The organism is Desulfoscipio gibsoniae DSM 7213, assembly GCF_000233715.2.
Lineage (GTDB): Bacteria > Bacillota > Desulfotomaculia > Desulfotomaculales > Desulfallaceae > Sporotomaculum > Sporotomaculum gibsoniae.
Window position 1 is genome coordinate 304,606 of record NC_021184.1, and the last position, 18,542, is coordinate 323,147.

The 18,542-nt window shown below is 48.4% G+C and carries 18 protein-coding genes; 15 read left to right on the plus strand and 3 right to left on the minus strand.

Going from position 1 to position 18,542, the window contains the following annotated elements; translation table 11 throughout:
* Positions 1-17 precede the first annotated feature (17 nt).
* The gene (locus DESGI_RS01550) at positions 18-1,064 is read right to left on the minus strand and encodes an FAD:protein FMN transferase (RefSeq protein ID WP_006522907.1); all 1,047 of its coding nucleotides are present in this window, start codon (positions 1,062-1,064) and stop codon (positions 18-20) included.
* A gap of 106 nt (positions 1,065-1,170) precedes the next feature.
* A complete protein-coding gene (locus DESGI_RS22800; protein ID WP_006522906.1) occupies positions 1,171-1,788 on the minus strand; it encodes a stalk domain-containing protein in 618 nt (205 codons plus the stop codon).
* A gap of 327 nt (positions 1,789-2,115) precedes the next feature.
* Here DESGI_RS22800 and DESGI_RS01560 point away from each other — a divergent pair, with 327 nt between their 5' ends.
* From DESGI_RS01560 to disA, 6 genes are all read left to right on the plus strand, one after another.
* Positions 2,116-2,586, plus strand: coding sequence for a CtsR family transcriptional regulator (locus DESGI_RS01560; RefSeq protein WP_006522905.1), 471 nt, complete (start codon positions 2,116-2,118; stop codon positions 2,584-2,586).
* A gap of 19 nt (positions 2,587-2,605) precedes the next feature.
* Entirely contained in the window at positions 2,606-3,139 is a 534-nt protein-coding gene (locus DESGI_RS01565) for a UvrB/UvrC motif-containing protein (protein ID WP_006522904.1), read from the plus strand.
* Positions 3,129-4,196: a protein arginine kinase gene (locus DESGI_RS01570; protein WP_041284728.1), complete on the plus strand. Its 1,068-nt coding sequence runs from the start codon at positions 3,129-3,131 to the stop codon at positions 4,194-4,196. Before DESGI_RS01565 ends, DESGI_RS01570 begins: the two co-directional genes overlap by 11 nt.
* Complete coding sequence (locus DESGI_RS01575; RefSeq protein ID WP_041284729.1) at positions 4,196-6,649, plus strand: ATP-dependent Clp protease ATP-binding subunit; 2,454 nt, start codon at positions 4,196-4,198, stop codon at positions 6,647-6,649. Before DESGI_RS01570 ends, DESGI_RS01575 begins: the two co-directional genes overlap by 1 nt.
* A gap of 183 nt (positions 6,650-6,832) precedes the next feature.
* Positions 6,833-8,185, plus strand: coding sequence for a DNA repair protein RadA (gene radA / locus DESGI_RS01580; RefSeq protein ID WP_006522901.1), 1,353 nt, complete (start codon positions 6,833-6,835; stop codon positions 8,183-8,185).
* Between the two features lie 45 nt (positions 8,186-8,230).
* Positions 8,231-9,292, plus strand: coding sequence for a DNA integrity scanning diadenylate cyclase DisA (gene disA / locus DESGI_RS01585; RefSeq protein ID WP_006522900.1), 1,062 nt, complete (start codon positions 8,231-8,233; stop codon positions 9,290-9,292).
* Positions 9,293-9,560: 268 nt separating this feature from the next.
* Here disA and DESGI_RS01590 read toward each other — a convergent pair whose 3' ends face one another.
* A complete protein-coding gene (locus DESGI_RS01590; protein ID WP_006522899.1) occupies positions 9,561-9,959 on the minus strand; it encodes a nucleoside triphosphate pyrophosphohydrolase family protein in 399 nt (132 codons plus the stop codon).
* Between the two features lie 192 nt (positions 9,960-10,151).
* On the opposite strand from DESGI_RS01590, the gene DESGI_RS01595 reads away from it, so the two are divergent.
* The 9 genes from DESGI_RS01595 (at position 10,152) to thyX (ending at position 18,538) form a co-directional block, all read left to right on the plus strand.
* On the plus strand, positions 10,152-10,628 hold the full coding sequence (locus tag DESGI_RS01595) for a CarD family transcriptional regulator (protein ID WP_006522898.1): 477 nt from the start codon (positions 10,152-10,154) through the stop codon (positions 10,626-10,628).
* Between the two features lie 134 nt (positions 10,629-10,762).
* Complete coding sequence (locus DESGI_RS01600; RefSeq protein ID WP_006522897.1) at positions 10,763-11,911, plus strand: PIN/TRAM domain-containing protein; 1,149 nt, start codon at positions 10,763-10,765, stop codon at positions 11,909-11,911.
* Positions 11,904-12,578: a 2-C-methyl-D-erythritol 4-phosphate cytidylyltransferase gene (ispD, locus tag DESGI_RS01605; RefSeq protein WP_006522896.1), complete on the plus strand. Its 675-nt coding sequence runs from the start codon at positions 11,904-11,906 to the stop codon at positions 12,576-12,578. The genes DESGI_RS01600 and ispD overlap by 8 nt, the downstream gene beginning before the upstream one ends.
* A gap of 55 nt (positions 12,579-12,633) precedes the next feature.
* The gene (gene ispF, locus DESGI_RS01610; RefSeq protein ID WP_006522895.1) at positions 12,634-13,119 is read left to right on the plus strand and encodes a 2-C-methyl-D-erythritol 2,4-cyclodiphosphate synthase; all 486 of its coding nucleotides are present in this window, start codon (positions 12,634-12,636) and stop codon (positions 13,117-13,119) included.
* A gap of 301 nt (positions 13,120-13,420) precedes the next feature.
* Positions 13,421-14,899: a glutamate--tRNA ligase gene (gltX, locus tag DESGI_RS01615; RefSeq protein WP_006522894.1), complete on the plus strand. Its 1,479-nt coding sequence runs from the start codon at positions 13,421-13,423 to the stop codon at positions 14,897-14,899.
* Positions 14,900-15,014: 115 nt separating this feature from the next.
* Positions 15,015-15,701, plus strand: coding sequence for a serine O-acetyltransferase (cysE, locus tag DESGI_RS01620; protein WP_041285114.1), 687 nt, complete (start codon positions 15,015-15,017; stop codon positions 15,699-15,701).
* A 25-nt stretch (positions 15,702-15,726) separates the two neighbouring features.
* Positions 15,727-17,184, plus strand: coding sequence for a cysteine--tRNA ligase (gene cysS, locus DESGI_RS01625; RefSeq protein ID WP_006522892.1), 1,458 nt, complete (start codon positions 15,727-15,729; stop codon positions 17,182-17,184).
* 2 nt (positions 17,185-17,186) lie between these two features.
* Positions 17,187-17,606 carry a Mini-ribonuclease 3 gene (locus tag DESGI_RS01630; protein WP_006522891.1) on the plus strand — a complete coding sequence of 140 codons (420 nt, stop codon included), beginning with the start codon at positions 17,187-17,189 and terminating at the stop codon, positions 17,604-17,606.
* A gap of 191 nt (positions 17,607-17,797) precedes the next feature.
* The gene (gene thyX / locus DESGI_RS01635; protein ID WP_006522890.1) at positions 17,798-18,538 is read left to right on the plus strand and encodes an FAD-dependent thymidylate synthase; all 741 of its coding nucleotides are present in this window, start codon (positions 17,798-17,800) and stop codon (positions 18,536-18,538) included.
* Positions 18,539-18,542: the final 4 nt, after the last annotated feature.

Here is an 18,542-nt window from a genome sequence, read left to right on the forward strand (position 1 = left end):
AATATCAGCGTGTTTAGCTATTCATCATAACTAAAATCTTCATCAGTTAATTGAAAATAATTGTTTTTTAGTCCCTGGCTTATATAAACTTTTTTATCGTTGGTGACAAAGATGGCTTCTACTCCATCCAGGCTGTCGATAAGCTTCATGCCCTCTGTCAGGCCCAAAACATATGCCCCGGTGGATAAAGCATCGGCATCAATGCCCATTTTAGTGACCACGGTAACGCTAATCAAACTATTATCTGCAGGGTACCCCGTAGCGGGGTCAATAATATGGTGGTAGCGCCGGCCATCTTTAATAAAATAACGCTCATAGCCGCCGGAGGTTACTACAGCCTTATCGGTTACGTAAACAATGCCCAGGTATGTACCCCTGGGTGCCAGTGGATTTTGGATACCCACGCGCCAAGGACTGCCGTCTTTTTTACTGCCTATAGCCATAACATTGCCGCCCAGGTTAATTATGCCTCGCAGTACTCCGTGTTCCAACAGTATTCTTTTGGCCTCGTCCCCTGCATAACCCTTGGCAATGCCCCCTAAATCCACCACCTGCCCCGGGCGAGTGACCAGAACTGAAGGCCCGCTGTCATTGTTGATTTGCAATGATTTGTAATCCACCAGGGCCTTTGCCTTTTGTATACCGGTAGCACTAGGTACGGTGGCAAGGCCTGAACCAATGTCCCAAAGTTTAACCAGCGGCCCGATGGTAGGGTCATAAGCACCCTGTGTCAAGGTGCTTATGAATACGGCCCTGGACAATACATAATGGGTATCTGTACTGACCTCTACTGATTTTAACCCGGCCTGTGCGTTAAGCCTGGCAATTTCACTGTCATTACTAAAAAGGGTCATCTTTTTTTCTATTTGAGTTATCCTTTGTAATATATGGGAGCAGATTTTGGGGGCCTGGCTATCTTCAATGGTAATAATTATTTCGGTGTCCAGCTTAAAGTCCCGGGCGGTATATGGTTCTTGTTTTTCTGTTGTTGAGCAGCCGGCGCAGGAAAAAGCTAAAAAAATAAAAGCGGTTGCCCATCCGGCAAGCTTACGGTTAACGACCATTTTACATCTCCTCATTTTTCTGCATCCAGTATGATAAAAGCCCACGAGCAAGGAACTCATGGGCTTATATATGTTTATAATGGTTATTGCTCAATAATAATAGCTATTATTGACCTTCTAAAAGCGGTCCGGCGGTCAGGGCTTCGTTGGCCAGCATTTTAAAATTATTTGATGCACCGGTGGCTCCGGAGACCGTGTCAACCATATCCGGATTTTGCACTTCAATTAATGAATTTTGCAGTGTGGTGTAGGATTGTATTAAATCAACTTTGGTAATTTCTTTAAACTGCTGCAGATATGCTTCGTCAGCGCTTTTGTACACCCCTTGCTCATTGATCTCATCGTATTTGGCATTGTCAATTTTGCCATCAACTACAGTTATCTCCACTTCGCCCTTCCAGCCATGTTCATCAAAATCGTCTCCGGCTGCTTTGTATATACCATCTTGCAGTAAATCGCCCACGTAAACAGTTTTGGTTTGTTGATTCCAGCCGATTCTTTTTTCCAATACTTCGCCCATAGCCCGCACGGGCAGGTAGGTTTTACCGTCAATAACAACGGGCTGTTGCTGTTCAGGCAGGGTAATATTTTGACCATTGATATTAAAATTAAATTTGGCGGCAATGGCTTGTAAGCCTTCCGTGCCTGCTGAAACCAGGCCTGTACAAGCGAAAATGGCAATTGCCGTGATGATGGCGGCTGTGCATATCTTTCTACTTTTCACTTATCTCCCCCCTGTTTTAAATTATTATTTTTAGTTATTTTACAGCCCAAGGTAACTATTGGCAATGATATACTGATATGTTTTTTTATTATATATTAAGAAATTTAAATATGTGGTGATAATAATATTTTAAGTAACAATTAATTATATTAAGAAAAAGCGTGATATTTACATGCCAATGGCTTGAATAACTCTTTTTGGTTATTGATAAATATCAATCAAATGGTGTTATACTATAGTTAAGGTAAGTTAAAGTCAAGATCAACGGCTGGGTGTCCAAAAGGGGTGCGATAGCTAAATATATTCTACATTGGGAGGTCAACCATAATGTCCAGCCTGTCCAACATTATCGAGCAGTATTTAAATAAATTGTTCCAGCAAAGCGGTGAAAAAATCGTGGAAATACAGCGCAATGAGCTGGCAGAAAAATTTGATTGTGCTCCCTCACAAATTAATTACGTTTTGGCCACCAGGTTTACCATTGAAAAGGGGTACGTGGTGGAAAGCCGCCGGGGTGGCGGGGGGTTTGTGCGGATAGTTAAGGTGCCGCTTAACGCCGGGGAGCTGGACCTGGTTAGTGAAGTGGTCAATTTGGTGGGTGACCGTATCTCCGAGCGTGGTGCCGGCGCCATTTTATCCCGGCTGCTGGAGGAGGAAATGGTTTCTCCCCGGGAGGCAGCTATTGTTAAGGCGTGTCTTGCCCGGAATGTATTGCGTATCGGTCTGCCGGCCCGGGATCAATTGCGAGCCAATATTCTTAAATCTGTATTAATGGTTATATTTAAAAACTATAAATAATATTCCGGGGGGATTATTAATGCTTTGTGACAGATGTCATGAAAGACCCGCTACCGTACACTATACAGAGATTGTAAACGGGCATAAGGCCAAGCTGCATTTATGCGAGGTCTGTGCCGCTCAGATACAGACCGGGGGATCGGGTTTTATGCCTCAAATCAATTTGCATAATATATTGGCCAGTTTCTTGAGCCAGGCACCGCCGGCGCATCCGTTTACCGCTAAAAACCGCCAGGAAGCGAGCTGTCCCACGTGTGGCACCACCGAGGGTTTATTTGCCCAAAAGGGTTTATTGGGATGCGGTGACTGTTACCATTATTTTGGTGACCGTCTGGAACCTCTGATGCGTAGAATCCATGGTTCCAGCAGCCATGCGGGCAAGGTGCCCGAGCGCACCGGCGGGCGGGCCAAAATAATCAGACAAATAAACGAAATAAAAGGCCGGCTGCAACAGGCCGTGGCGCGGGAAGAATTTGAACAGGCGGCTCAGCTGCGTGACCAAATCCGGCAATTGGAGCAGGAGCTATCAGGGGGTGAGCACAGTGGGCATTAAGGAAACGATGAACAGTGCTAAAAGCGGCTGGATGGCAGGAGGCGGCCCCGAGGGGGATATATTGATCAGCAGCCGGGTCAGGGTGGCCCGCAACCTGAAGGGATATGCTTATCCTCATTTGCTGGATCAGGAAAAAGCTGAACAAGTTATTCATGCGGTACAGTTGGCACTGGACAGCCAGGCCATTAAAAGCCGGTTGGATGAACTGGAAACTATACGCATGTCTGAATTGAGCCCCGTGGAGAGGCAAATACTAGTTGAGAAACATTTAATTAGCCCCAACCTTTTAGAGGAATACAGTAAAAAAGCCGTGGTTTTGCAGGATGATGAAGTGATCAGCATTATGATCAATGAAGAGGATCATTTGCGTATTCAGTGCTTGTTGCCTGGACTGCAGCTGGAAAAGGCCTGGGCACTGGTAAACCAAATAGATGATGGCTTGGAGAACACGCTGGATTATGCATTTTCCGAAAAATTCGGCTACCTTACCGCTTGTCCCACAAATACCGGCACGGGTATGCGGGCATCGGTTATGCTGCATTTGCCCGGCTTGGTGCTGGTGGACCAGGTGGGCGCGGTGCTTACCACTGTCTCCAAGCTGGGTTTTACGGTGCGGGGACTGTATGGTGAGGGCACCGAGGCGCTGGGTAATTTATTTCAGCTGAGCAACCAGGTTACGATGGGGCATTCAGAACAGGAAATTATCAATAGCTTAAATTCGGTTACCGGGCAGATCCTGGCCCAGGAGCGGGAGGCCCGCAAAGCATTAATGCAGCAACGTAAAGATCAGCTGGAAGATAAAATGGGGCGTTCCTATGGCATATTGAAATATGCACATATGATATCTTCCGAAGAAGCCATGCGCCGTATATCCGATGTCAGAATGGGGGTTGATCTGCAGCTGATAGATGGCCTTACGGCGGAACAATTAACGGAATTAATGGTTATGACACGCCCGGCGTATCTGGCCAAGGAGGGGAATAATAAGTTGGACCCCCTGCGCCGGGATATTTTAAGGGCCGAGATTATCCGTAACAAGTTAAATAAGGGAGGTTGATGGATGTGTTATTCGGCAGATTTACGCAAAGAGCGCAGAAAGTACTCATGCTGGCCCAGGAAGAGGCTAAACGATTTAATCACCCCTATGTGGGTACTGAACATATACTATTAGGGCTGATTAGTGAGGGTGAAGGGGTGGCGGCCAAGGCTTTGGCCAGTTTAGGCGTACAGGCCGACAAGGTGCGGGCCATGGTTGAACAGTCCATTGGTCAAGGCGAAGGAACGCCCCGTGAAATGGCTCTGACGCCTCGGGTAAAAAGGGTATTGGAGCTATCAGTTGATGAGGCGCGCCGTATGGGCACCAATTACGTGGGCACTGAACACCTGCTTTTGGGTTTGATCCGGGAGGGAGAAGGTGTGGCGGCCCAGGTATTGGGTGCTTTGGACGTCAACCAGGAAAGGGTGCGTCAAATAGTTATCCAATTGCTGGGCGGAGCCGGGGGCATGTCCCAGGGACAGCAACCCCAACCGGGCTGCGCCGGGGGGGCCTGTGGCACCAAGACAGCTACCCTGGACCAGTATGGACGGGATTTGACCTCTATGGCCCGCGAGGACAACCTGGATCCCGTGGTTGGCCGGGAAAAGGAAATTGAGCGGGTGGTGCAAATTTTAAGCCGTCGCACCAAAAACAACCCCGTGCTCATCGGTGACCCCGGGGTAGGCAAAACCGCTGTTGTGGAAGGCTTGGCCCAGCGTATTGTAGCTGGAAACGTACCAGAGATACTGCTGCAAAAGCGCCTGGTTACCCTGGATCTGGCCTCATTAGTGGCAGGCACCAAGTACCGGGGCGAGTTTGAGGAACGGCTAAAAAAAGTGGTTGAGGAAATCACCCGGGAAAAAGATGTTATCGTTTTTATTGACGAGCTGCACACCATTATTGGTGCCGGGGCTGCCGAGGGTGCCATTGATGCCGCCAATATATTAAAACCCGCTCTGGCCAGAGGGGAGCTGCAGTGTATTGGGGCTACCACTTTGGATGAATACCGTAAACATATTGAGCGGGACTCGGCATTGGAACGCCGTTTTCAGCCCATTACGGTGGAGGAACCCAGTGTGGAGGAAACGGTGCAGATTTTAACGGGGCTGCGCGATAAATACGAGGCTCATCACCGGGTGCGCATCACCGATGATGCCTTAAAAGCCGCGGCCCGGCTAAGCGATCGTTATATTACCGACCGCTTCTTGCCTGACAAGGCCATTGACTTGATGGATGAGGCGGGTTCCCGGGTGCGGTTGCAAGCTTTTACAGCACCCCCTGACGTAAAGGACCTGGAACAGCGCATTGAGGAGATCTGCAAGGAAAAAGAGGCTGCGGTAAATAATCAGGAATTTGAAAAAGCGGCCCAGCTGCGGGACGAGGAAAGTAAGTTAAGGCAGGAGCTGGATGGCAAACGCAGCACTTGGCAGCAGCAAAAGGGCGGCAAGAAACTGGAAGTAACCGCAGAGGATATCGCTCAAATTGTGGCCAGTTGGACGGGTATACCGGTTAAAAAACTGGCAGAGGAAGAATCAGACCGGCTGCTGCGTATGGAGGAAATACTGCACCAGCGGGTAGTCGGCCAGGATGAAGCTGTTGCGGCGGTATCCAGGGCTATTCGCCGTGCCCGGGCCGGGTTGAAGGATCCTAAGCGGCCCATTGGTTCATTTATCTTTTTGGGACCCACAGGGGTGGGTAAAACTGAGCTGGCCAGGGCGCTGGCCGAGGCTATGTTCGGCGATGAGGATGCAATGGTACGCATTGACATGAGCGAGTATATGGAAAAGTTTGCAGTTAGCCGGTTGGTGGGCGCGCCCCCTGGATACGTGGGTTATGATGAGGGTGGGCAATTAACCGACGCGGTACGGCGCAAACCCTATTCCGTAGTGCTGTTGGATGAAATTGAAAAAGCTCATCCGGATGTATTTAATATACTGCTGCAAGTGCTGGAGGATGGTCGTCTCACCGATGCCAAGGGCCGTACAGTGGATTTTCGCAACACGGTAATTATCATGACCTCCAATGTGGGTGTAGGATTGATTAAACGGGAAACCACAATGGGCTTTAAAACCAATGAGGGGGCCAATACAAGTTACGAAAATATGAAAAAAAGGGTTATGGATGACTTGCGCCGCGCCTTTAGGCCGGAGTTCTTAAATCGTATTGATGATATAATTGTCTTTCACGGGCTGAGTCAGGTCCATATTAAGGAAATTGTGGGACTGATGGTACAGGAAGTGGCCGGGCGTCTGGCTGAAAATGAGATAGCCATTGAAGTTACCGATGCGGCCGGGGAGTACCTGGCCCGGGAAGGGTTTGACGAAGAATATGGTGCCAGGCCGCTGCGCCGGGCCATTCAGAAGGAGATCGAAGACCGCCTGTCGGAGGAAATGCTGCGTGGAACCTTTAGGCGTGGCGACCGGGTACTAATTGACAAAGAAACCGGCGGGGGTTTGAAAGTAGTCAAAATTTAAGTGATAGGCAAATAATAGTGTCATCAAGGAAGTAAATTAAATATGATGTGAGTAGGGGTAAGGGTGGAGGTTAATCCCTTTTACCCCTTTTTTATTATAGACACAATTACCAGGGCTGTTGGTGCTGCAGTTGCGGCTGTACTATGATATAATTATTAGATAATTTTTGGGGGAGAATTGGCTGTGACTGCAAAAAAAACAGGTTATTATTGCCAGCAATGCGGGCATTTTACTTCCCGGTGGATGGGTCGCTGTTCCGGTTGCGGGGGATGGAACACCTACGTGGAAGAGGTTGCTGTACCCGCGCGGCATGGCCGGGCGTCGGGGCACCGGGAGGAAGATCCCCGTCCCCTGATAGAGGTTCCCCTGATGGATGGCGAACGCCGGTCCACGGGTATGGCTGAATTAAATCGTGTGCTGGGCGGCGGTGTGGTGCCGGGTTCGCTAATATTATTGGGCGGCGACCCGGGCATTGGTAAATCAACTTTGCTTTTGCAAGTCGCCGGTGCGGTGGGCTCTGCCGGTCACCGGGTGCTTTATGTGTCGGGGGAGGAATCACCTCACCAGCTGAAGCTGCGCGCTGAACGGCTTGGGGTAAACAGTACCGAGCTTTACGTATATCCACAAACTAATCTGGAAACCGTGGAAGAGCAGTTGGCCAGGGTAAATCCTTCGCTGGTAGTGGTAGATTCCATCCAGACGATGTTTTTATCCGATATTTCATCTGCTCCCGGCAGTGTGAGCCAGGTGCGGGAATGTACCGCGCGGCTTATGCAGCTGGCCAAAAAACAGTCGGTATCAATTTTTGTTGTAGGGCACGTCACCAAGGAGGGCATGATTGCCGGCCCCCGGGTTATGGAACACATGGTGGACGTAGTGCTATACTTTGAAGGTGAGCGCCATCAAACATTTAGAATACTGCGCGGTGTAAAAAACCGTTTTGGTTCTACTAATGAAATTGGCGTTTTTGAGATGTCCGGCACCGGCCTGCGGGAGGTGGCCAATCCTTCTTCCTTTTTTTTAATGGATCATGTCTGCCGGAATGTGGCTGGAACAGTGGTGGTACCAACTCTGGAGGGTACCCGCCCTTTGTTGGTGGAGATTCAAGGACTGGTTTGCCCTACTTCCTTTGGCACGCCCAGGCGAATGACTGCCGGGGTGGATCATAATCGGGTGGCCCTGATTATGGCTGTGTTGGAAAAGCGTTTGGGGTTAATGTTGGGCAACTGTGATGCTTATGTTAACGTAGTGGGAGGTGTACGTATAGATGAGCCCGCGGCCGACCTGGGTATTGCAGTAGCACTGGCCTCCAGTTTTCGGGATCGGGCCATTGACGGGAGTATGGTAGTTATGGGTGAGCTGGGGCTGACCGGTGAAATCCGGCCGGTTACTGCGGTGGATAAAAGGATTCGGGAAGCCGCCCAACTGGGTTTCGGATGTTGCATAGTGCCCCGGCAAAAGGGTCTGCCCAAAGCAGGTGAGCTGGATATTAAAGAAGCAGCTACACTGGCAGAAGCGTTTGACTTAGTGTTTTAATATAAGTAAAATTTTACTTAAACCGGTGCTTAAAGGGGGAGAAAATTGGAAGATAAATTGCTCAAGGTGCTGCGGGTGGTTGCGCCGGGCACGCCGCTGCGCGAAGGTATGGAGAATATTTTAAGAGCTAAAACCGGAGGTTTATTAGTTATTGGTGATAGTCCCGAAATTATGGAATTAGCCGAGGGTGGGTTTGCTATTAATGCTGACTTTACTCCTGCTAATCTTTATGAACTGGCTAAAATGGATGGGGCCATCATTATTAGTGAAGATGTTAAAAAGATAATTGCTGCTAATACCCAATTAATCCCCAACCTGAGCATCCCTTCCAGTGAGACGGGCATCCGGCACCGTACGGCGGAACGGGTGGCTAAGCAAACCGGTTCCCTGGTCATCTCCATTTCCCAGCGGCGTAGTGTTATTACAATTTATAAAGGTAATTTAAAGTATGTACTCCGGGAATCCGGGGTTGTTATTACCAAGGCCAACCAGGCCATACAAACCTTGGAGAAATATCGCAGTGTGTTAAACCGGGTAGTGGCTAATTTAAGTATACTGGAGTTCGAAGAGGCTGTGACCCTGTTTGATGTGGCCAAGGCCATACAAAGGACAGAAATGGTTTTAAGGGTGGTCAAAGAAATTAAGCGCTATATAGGTGAGCTGGGCACCGAGGGGCGTCTGGTTACTATGCAACTTGAGGAACTGGTGGCTAATGTGGAGGAGGAGGGGCGTTTAATTATTCAAGATTACGCTACCCTGAGCGGGGAAAAACCGCCGGAAAGTGTCCTGGCTATGATCGGCAGTTGGCCCGCCGAAGATTTGTTGGATCTTTCACTCGTAGCCCGTGCCCTGGGACATCCGGGTAGTGCCAGCATACTGGATCAAAGCGTAGCACCACGAGGCTACCGTATCTTGGAGAAAATCCCCCGGTTGCCCCTGCAGGTTGTAGAAAATCTGGTGCGGGAATTTGGCTCACTGCGGAAGGTGCTTGGGGCCACCATTGAGGAACTGGATGCCGTGGAGGGGATTGGCGAGGTTAGGGCGCGCTCTATCAAGGAAGGGTTGCAGAGGTATCGTGACCAGCTTACCCAGGAGCGGTACGTGTAAAACAAAAATTATTAAAGGCATTGCCTGGGGGCGTGCCTTTAATAATTTTTAGTTATAAAATGAAAACCAAGAAAAATAATATAGAAGGAAAATGGTTTATCTGTATGGAATTTATCTATAGAACTAAGTAACGTAAGAACTATGTGATAAGGTTTTAATTTTTGGGTCGCCATATATTTGGAGCAAGCCGGCTTAGCGGTTTTTCTTAAGCAAAAATATTGGGCTGTATATGTAGGTAGTATGCAGAGCAAAACAAAAAGCCGGTCGGTCAGGCTAGATTATACAATCCCAATGCTTTTAAATTTTTTTGTTCTTTGATTAAAATATCATACATGTTCAGGTCAAGCAAATTGCATAGAGCGGCCAGATAAAAAAGGGTGCGTCCCATTTCTAATTCTATGATTTCCCGACAGTTGTCACACAGCTCGCCTTCCAGATGTGATTCCAGCAATTTTTTTAATTCCTCCAGCGAAGTTTCAGGTGGAATTTTCTTTTTAGCTGCATTTATTCTCAAACACCCACAGCTGGTTACTGATTTAATGATGTTCCTGTTCATTCTGGCGTTGGTTTCCTGTGACTTGGCCAGCAGGTCCAGGATGCTCCGGTTGCAGAGCAGTATTTCAGAAACCGTATGTTGAAATTCGTCATAGATTATATCTTTTAGCAAACGGTTTCACTCCTTTGTGATTTTAGAACCTGCAGTAATTATAACGGTGAGCAGCTTGTCCTGTCAAACCATTGAACTTTAAAAAATATTATTGACACAATGTATATGCTGTGCTAAAATATTAGATTTCCTTGACAATATCCTATTTTTGTGGTATATTATTTTATGAATATGGTAAGGAGGGCCGGGAATTTGTTTAAAATTGGAGATAAAGTTGTTTATCCCATGCACGGTGCTGGGATTATCGAAGCTATCGAGGAAAAGGAAGTTCTCGGGGAGACCAGACAGTACTATATCCTCAGGTTGCCGGTTGGTGATATGAAAGTAATGATACCCATTTCCAACTGTAAAGAGGTGGGGTTACGCCAGGTAATTGATGATGATGGGGTGCAGCGGGTTTTTCGCATTTTACGTGAACAATCCACCAGCATGTCGGACAACTGGAACAGGCGCTATCGGGCTAACCTGGAAAAAATAAAAAGCGGTAATATCTATGAAGTTGCGGAGGTTGTAAGAAACCTGGTTAAAAGGGATAAAGAAAAAGGTCTTTCCTCAGGTGAACGAAAAATGCTTGAAAATGCTCGGCAAATATTGATCAGTGAACTGGTGCTGGCTACCGAGTTGGGTGAGGATAAGACAAAATCCATGATTGAGGGAGTCTTTGCATAATACGTCAGGCAACTGGCGTATTTTTATTTAACGGAAAAAATCTCCAAAAAGGTTGAAACTAACTTTTAAATCATCCATAATAGAATATAATACCGCTGTAAATAATAATTAACAATAAGGGAGGTGATATCAGGATGGTCAGAAAGTTGGTATTTATAATTATGGTGGTTTTGTTTTCCGCCGCCGGCGGTTATTTGGGGTGGTACCTATCGGATTTGGGCTTGTGGCCCCTTACTGATACCATGAAGTTTGGCATAATCGGTCTAGGTGCGCTGGTCGGTCTGGTGTTGGGTATTTTACTTACACCCTGGCTGATCCGGTTTTCCTTGTGGCTGACGGCGCTCCTTGAACAAATGCTTAGCAAGACGCCGGTGCAAGATCTGGTCATGGGCTCAGTTGGTCTCATTGTCGGACTTATTATAGCTAATTTATTAGGTTCAGTTTTTGCGTTTATGGGTATTCCAGGTAAAATAATTTGGATAGCGGTAACTTTATTGCTTGGCTACCTGGGGCTGGCAATAAGTGTTAAAAAGCGTGAAGAAATAATGAGCTTTTTTAGTAACATATCCCGTCTGGGTGGCAGTAAGGAGAAAGAGAAAACCGTATCTGAAGCAAAACAAACCGGAATCCAAAAAATTCTTGACACCAGTGTCATTATAGACGGCAGGATTGCGGATTTATCGGCAAGCGGTTTTGTTGAAGGAGCCTTGGTGGTGCCTGGTTTCGTATTGGAAGAACTGCGTCATATAGCAGATTCATCAGATTTGCTTAAGCGTAACCGGGGTCGCCGGGGGCTGGATATTTTAAATAATTTACGCAAAGATACATCGGTTAAAGTGGTAATCTATGATAACACCAAAGGCATTGACGATTCCCTGGAGGTGGACACCAAGCTGGTTAAGCTGGCCCAGAAACTGGGTGCGAAAATAGTTACCAATGATTTTAATTTAAATAAAGTGGCTGAACTGCATGGTGTTAAGGTATTAAATATAAATGAACTGGCTAATGCTGTTAAACCGGTTGTGCTGCCAGGTGAAGAAATGCTGGTACAGGTAGTCAAGGAGGGTAAGGAGTCCGGACAGGGGATAGCTTACCTGGATGACGGTACCATGATCGTGGTGGACGGTGGTAAACGGTATATGCATCAAACTATTACCGTACTGGTGACCAGTGTATTGCAAACAGCGGCCGGGCGCATGATATTTGCCAAGCCCAAAACCGACCGGCGGGGCGATGTCCAGCAGGAAACCCATGATTTTGGAGAGGTGAAAATGCTTGTGTAGTGTTTATGCACTGGTGGCCGCGGCCGGCCGGAGCACCCGTATGGGTGGTGGGGTCAATAAGCAGCTGCTTGACTTGGCTGGTCAACCGGTAGTGGTACACTCGCTGCGGGCTTTGCATGCAGTGCCGGTGGACGGCCTTATCTTGGTTGTAACGCCGGGTGAAGAAGAAATTTTTCGGTCGGTGTTGAACAGGTTTATGCATGATGTAGTTATAAAAATTGTTCCGGGTGGAGCCAGCCGCGGGGATTCTGTAATGTCCGGCTTAATGGCCTTGCCCAACGATGTTGAGCTGGTAGTGGTGCATGATGGCGCGCGTCCGTTAATCAAACCTGAAAAAATACGGGAAGCGATCAGCCAGGCCAGGCAGTGGGGTGCCGCTACCCTGGCGGTGCCTGCCAAGGACACCATTAAAGTAGCGGGTGAACAAGATCTGGTGCGGCAAACCCTGCAGCGGGACAAGTTGTGGCAGGTGCAAACGCCTCAGGTGTTTAAGCGCCAGCTGCTGGTGGAAGCACACCGGGTGGCCGCCCGGGACGGTTTTGCCGGTACGGATGACGCTTCCCTGGTGGAGCGGTTGGGGCATCCCGTCAAGTTGGTGCGGGGTGATTATGCCAACATAAAAATTACTACCCCTGAAGATATTGTTCTAGCCGGTATGTTGATGTAGAAATATGTCGATAAGTTTAAATAAGTTAAAGCCTGACCCCTTGGGAGGTTTATGCATGAGGGTAGGTATAGGATATGATGTTCACAGTTTTGTTGAGGGAAGGCCATTGATTTTAGGTGGGGTGAAAGTGCCTTATCACCTGGGGCTGAAAGGTCATTCGGATGCTGATGTGCTGGTGCATGCTGTAATGGACGCTTTGCTGGGTGCCGCCGGGTGTGGTGATATTGGCAAGCATTTTCCCGACACTGACCCGCAGTACCGGGGCATTTCCAGCCTGGTGCTGCTTAAAGATGTTATTGCTCATTTAAACAACCTGCAATGGGTGGTGGGGAATGTGGATGCCGTAGTTATTGCCCAGGCTCCCAAAATAGCCCCTTATATTGAGCAGATGCGGGTGAACATGGCTCGGGAAATGGGTGTGGCCACTAACTTGGTCAGCGTTAAGGCTACAACTACGGAAGGATTGGGGTTCGCGGGTCGTGGTGAGGGAATTTCCGCCCAGGCGGTAGCCTGTATTTATCCGGCAACTAACCCGCGCTAATGCTCCCGCTTCTATAGACGAGGGGACTAGTCCTTGAGGAATATTTCAATTGTTAGTTAAAGCTCCACCGGATTTAAGAATTTGTGTTATAAGATGATTAAGCCTGGCTTATAAGTGAGAGAGCTTAAGAACTTACGCAGTTAATTATTAAGCCGTATCCTCAAGAACACAGGGTACGGCTTTAATTATATACCCGGTGCCTCTTTACCAGGCAAATTAGTGTAAAAAGTTGCTAGCAAATACTGCGCAATGTTATAATTAAGTGTCGAAAAACAGCCATAATAAGGGAGTGGAACCAGCATTGACACAAACCAAGGTTAGATTTGCACCAAGTCCTACAGGACCTTTACATATAGGTGGGGCAAGATCCGCCCTGTTTAACTGGCTTTTTGCCCGCCGTTACGGCGGCAAATTTGTTGTGCGCATAGAGGATACCGATTTGGATCGCTCGTCAAGGGCCTCGGAAGAAAATATATTATCCTCACTGCGCTGGCTTGGACTGGATTGGGATGAGGGCATTGATGTGGGGGGTGACAATGGCCCCTACCGTCAAACCGAGCGGCTAAAAATATATTCACAGTATGCCGCTTATTTGTTGGAGAAGGGGTTGGCCTACCGGTGTTACTGCAGCGAGGAGGAGTTGGCCGCCCAGCGGGAGGCTCAATTGGCCGCAGGGGAAATGGTTCGTTACACCGGTAAATGCCGTGATCTTGGCCCCGAAGACTGCGCGCGACTGGAAGCCGAGGGCCGTAAACCGGTGTTGCGCTTCAGGGTGCCTTCGGAAAAAATAATTACGGTACGGGACATCGTGCGGGGAAATGTTAATTTTGATTGCGCAGGTATCGGGGATTTTATTATTATAAAGTCGGATGACATACCTACGTACAATTTTGCTGTGGTGGTGGATGATCACCTGATGGGTATCAACCACGTGATTCGTGCCGAGGAGCATCTATCCAATACGCCCCTCCAGGTCTTGTTGTACGAGGCGCTGGGCTGGGACGTGCCGGAATTTGCTCATGTGTCATTGATACTGGGCAAAGACCGGTCTAAGATGAGCAAGCGCCATGGCGCCACATCCATTGAGCAATACCGGGAATTAGGTTATTTACCCGAAGCGCTGGTGAATTTTTTAGCACTTTTAGGCTGGTCCCCAGGTACCGAGGAAGAGGTTTTCACTCTGGATCAGCTGAAAGAGCAATTTTCACTGGAGCGCGTATCTAAAAGCCCGGCGGTGTTTGACCTGGAGAAATTGAACTGGCTGAATGGTAGTTATATACGGCACAGTCCGATGGATCGCCTTGCTGAACTGGCACTGCCTTATTTGCAAAAGGCCGGTTATTTGCCCGGGGCTGTGGACGAAGTGGTGCGGGAAAAGGCGCGTTTAATAGTTGCAGCGGTAAAGGATCGGCTGGAATACATGGCGCAAATTAATGATTATGCAGACGTGTTTTTTAATGATCCCGGTTACGACGATGCAGAGGCCCGAAAAATACTGGCCCAGGAGCAGGTGCCCGCGGTAATAAAAGCGTTGCAGGGTAAAATGACTGCTCATGTGGGTGATTTAGATGAGGCTGGTGCCCAGGCATTATTGAAAAAACTGCCCAAGGAACTGGGGCTCGGCGGCAAAAAGGTCTATCAGCCACTCCGGGTTGCCTTGACCGGCAAAGTCAGCGGTCCCGACTTGCATCACCTGCTGCCGGTATTGGGGGCACAAAGGGTTATTGCCCGGCTGGAAAAGGCGCTGGCCTCAAGCCGGCCAGAAACTGATGATAAGTAAAATATAGCTTGGTTTTAAAATTAATATTACATTGCAGGTAAGTATTAGTTCAACGAGTTGCTAAGGTTTACGTTAAGTTAATTCTTTACATGTCGGAAAGGCAGGGATTGGTTTGCTGTTCGGTCGGCTTCGTAAAGATATTCAAGTGGTATTTGAGAGGGACCCGGCCGCGAAATCGGTGCTTGAGGTACTGCTTTGCTACCCCGGGCTGCATGCTATTATGCTGCACCGGGTAGCTCATTTCTTTTACCGGCATCGTTTTTTTCTCATAGCCCGGCTGATATCCCAGTTTGCCAGAGCGGTTACACAAATTGAAATCCACCCGGGGGCCAAGATCAGTGAAGGGTTGTTTATTGACCACGGTGCCGGGGTGGTTATTGGAGAAACCGCTGAAATAGGCAACAACGTAACTATCTATCAGGGCGTGACATTGGGGGGTACCGGTAAAGAAAAAGGTAAACGCCACCCTACCATCGGGGATAATGTAGTAATCAGCACCGGGGCTAAAATACTTGGCTCATTCACCGTAGGGGATAATAGTAAGATTGGTGCCGGTTCTGTGGTGCTGAAAGCTGTACCGCCCAATAGCACCGTGGTTGGTGTGCCGGGCAAAGTAGTGGTTCGGGACGGTGAAAAAGTAGCCCGAGCCGGGGTATCTATTGACTTGCGACATGATTTGCTGCCCGATCCTATGGCTGAGGCGATGAATAGCATGCAAAAAAATGTAGAGGTATTGGAAAAGCGGGTTAAGGAATTGGAAGCGACATTATTAGATCGAAATAATCAAGAGCATGAGGCATAAAGAAAGGAACGGGGATTATCGTATTATGCGTATATATAATACCTTGACCAAAAAAAAAGAAGAACTTATACCACGGGAACCGGGCAAAGTGGCTATATATGTTTGTGGGCCCACTACTTATAATTACATACACCTGGGCAATGCCCGGCCTATTGTGGTTTTTGATACAGTGCGCCGGTATCTAAAATATAAGGGATTCAATGTGTTGTATGTTCAAAACTTTACCGATATCGACGATAAAATAATTAACCGGGCCAGGGAAGAGGGGGATGACCACCAGGCCTTGGCTGAACGGTATATTAACGAGTATTTTAAAGACGCCGATGCATTAAATGTATTGCGGGCGGATATTTACCCCAAAGTGTCCGGTCATATCACAGAAATTATTAAATTAGTGGAAACCCTGGTGGAAAAGGGTTTTGCTTATCTGGTAGACGGCGACGTTTATTATAATGTGCGCAAGTTTGCCGGCTATGGTAAATTGTCCGGCCGAACTCTAGAGGATATGCAGGCGGGTGCCCGGGTGGAGATTGATACGCGAAAAAATGATCCTATGGATTTTGCACTGTGGAAATCCGCCAAACCCGGCGAGCCTGCCTGGGACAGTCCCTGGGGTAAAGGCAGGCCTGGCTGGCATATTGAGTGTTCCGCTATGGCCCTCAAATATTTAGGCGTTAATTTTGATATTCACGGTGGTGGATTTGACTTAATTTTCCCCCACCATGAAAATGAGATTGCTCAGTCCGAGGCGGCCACCGGTCAACCTTTTGCCCGTTATTGGATGCATAACGGATTTATCACAGTGAACCAGGAAAAAATGAGCAAATCATTGGGGAACTTTTTCCTGGTCCGGGATATTTTAAGTGAATTTTCACCTGAGGTGGTGCGCTTTTACCTGTTGGGTACTCACTATCGCAGCCCTTTGGATTTTGATGATGAAAAATTAACAGCTGCCCAAAAGGGGCTTGAACGTATTAAAACTAGTCTTCGATTGTTGGACGAGGCCCTGGCAGGGCGGCAAGCAGGCAGTGCGGAGAGGCCTGATCCTGCGCTGGCTGTCCGTTTGGAGGAAATACGCATAGAATTTGAAAAGGCCATGGATGATGATTTTAACACCGCACTGGCCACCGGCATGCTGTTTAACCTGGCCCGGGAAGTGAACAGTTACCTGCAAAGGAGCGATTTCCCCAGCCCGGCGGAAAAGATCGCTGCACTGCAGAAAGCACGGCAGGTGTTCCTCCAATTTAACAGCGTGCTGGGGGTCTTTAAAACCAGTGCCAGAGGCGAATTCTTATTGGAAGATGAGGGTTCGGAAAAGGAAAAGGTAGTTGAGGATTTAATCGATTTAATTATCGAAATCAGACAAACAGCGCGGCAAAACAAAGACTGGCCCACCGCCGACCGCATGCGTGACCGGCTGAAGGAGCTGGGCATTGTGTTGGAAGATACTCCAGGCGGAGTGCGCTGGAAAAAGCAGAGATAACTATGTTTGGAGACACGGTAGTAAACATCGATCCCCGGGAAGTATCCTCTCTGGTTTTAGCGTATATCGGCGATGCGGTATACGAGCTGGCGGTGCGGGAATACCTGGTGAATCAGGGTATCACCAACGTTAACAAGCTGCACAGGGAGGCGGTGCAGCACGTGCGGGCATCCACCCAGGCCAAGGTTTTCCTTGCCCTGGACGGACACCTCAACAAAACCGAGGAGGCGGTAGCCCGGCGCGGGCGCAACGCCAAGCCCGGTCATGCGCCTAGGGGAGATAGTATAATTGAATACCGGCATAGCACCGGTTTCGAAAGCCTGGTGGGTTATTTATATTTAAAGCGCGATTGGTCCAGGTTGGAGGAAATATTAAACCTGGCCCGGGAAGTTATCAAACAAGAAATCGGTGCCGGGTGTTGAAAGGTTGAAAGTTGGATTCCTGGCATACGGTGAACTGATATGTATAGGTTCTGCCGGCTTCTTATTGTATTCAGTTGTCTGGTATTGTTAATTATGTAATACTGATAATGCGCATAGTCCGAAACTGAAAACACTTAATAATTTAGTGGTAACTGGTCAGATTATATAAATATACTTCGGGGGAACATGTTATGGGGAGAACTAACCTGCGGGTGGAATTACTACAGTATACAAGCAATCCCGAGCAATTGGTGGCTTTAGCGGCCAAGCTTTGTTATTCGTCTGCTGATATGGAAGAGCTGCAAAAGGGTGTTGCCGATGGGGATCAATCTCATTTTGTGCGCAAATTAGCCGAAATGGGGCATCTCACCCCCGTTGAGCATGCCAGCTTTACCTTTGGGGTGGAGGGAGTATCCCGAAGTCTTTTAGCACAGATAACCAGACACCGGATCGCCAGTTTTAGCGTGAAGTCCCAGCGGTACGTCAGTGAGGACAGTACCGCTAAGGCAGATGGTGTGTTCAATTATATTATACCACCGCGCATAGCCGCGCTGGGTGCCGGTGAGGTTTCCGAATATGCCAGGCAAATGGCCAAAATTCAGCAATGGTATGACGGGTGGTTGGAAAAACTGGCCTGCTACGGTGATGCAGCCCGGGAAGACGCCCGGTTTATTCTGCCCAATGCCGCAGAAACCAAGCTGGTGGTCACTATGAACGCCCGGGAGTTGCTGCATTTTTTTGCCTTGCGGTGCTGCAACCGGGCACAATGGGAAATAAGAGCCCTGGCCACTGAGATGCTCCGCTTGGTGCGGCGGGTTGCTCCCGAATTGTTTCGGGATGCCGGTCCCGGCTGCCTTACAGGACCTTGTCCTGAAGGTGGTATGTCCTGTGGTAAGCAGGCTGAAGTGCGCGATATGTTTCAGAAACTATAGATAC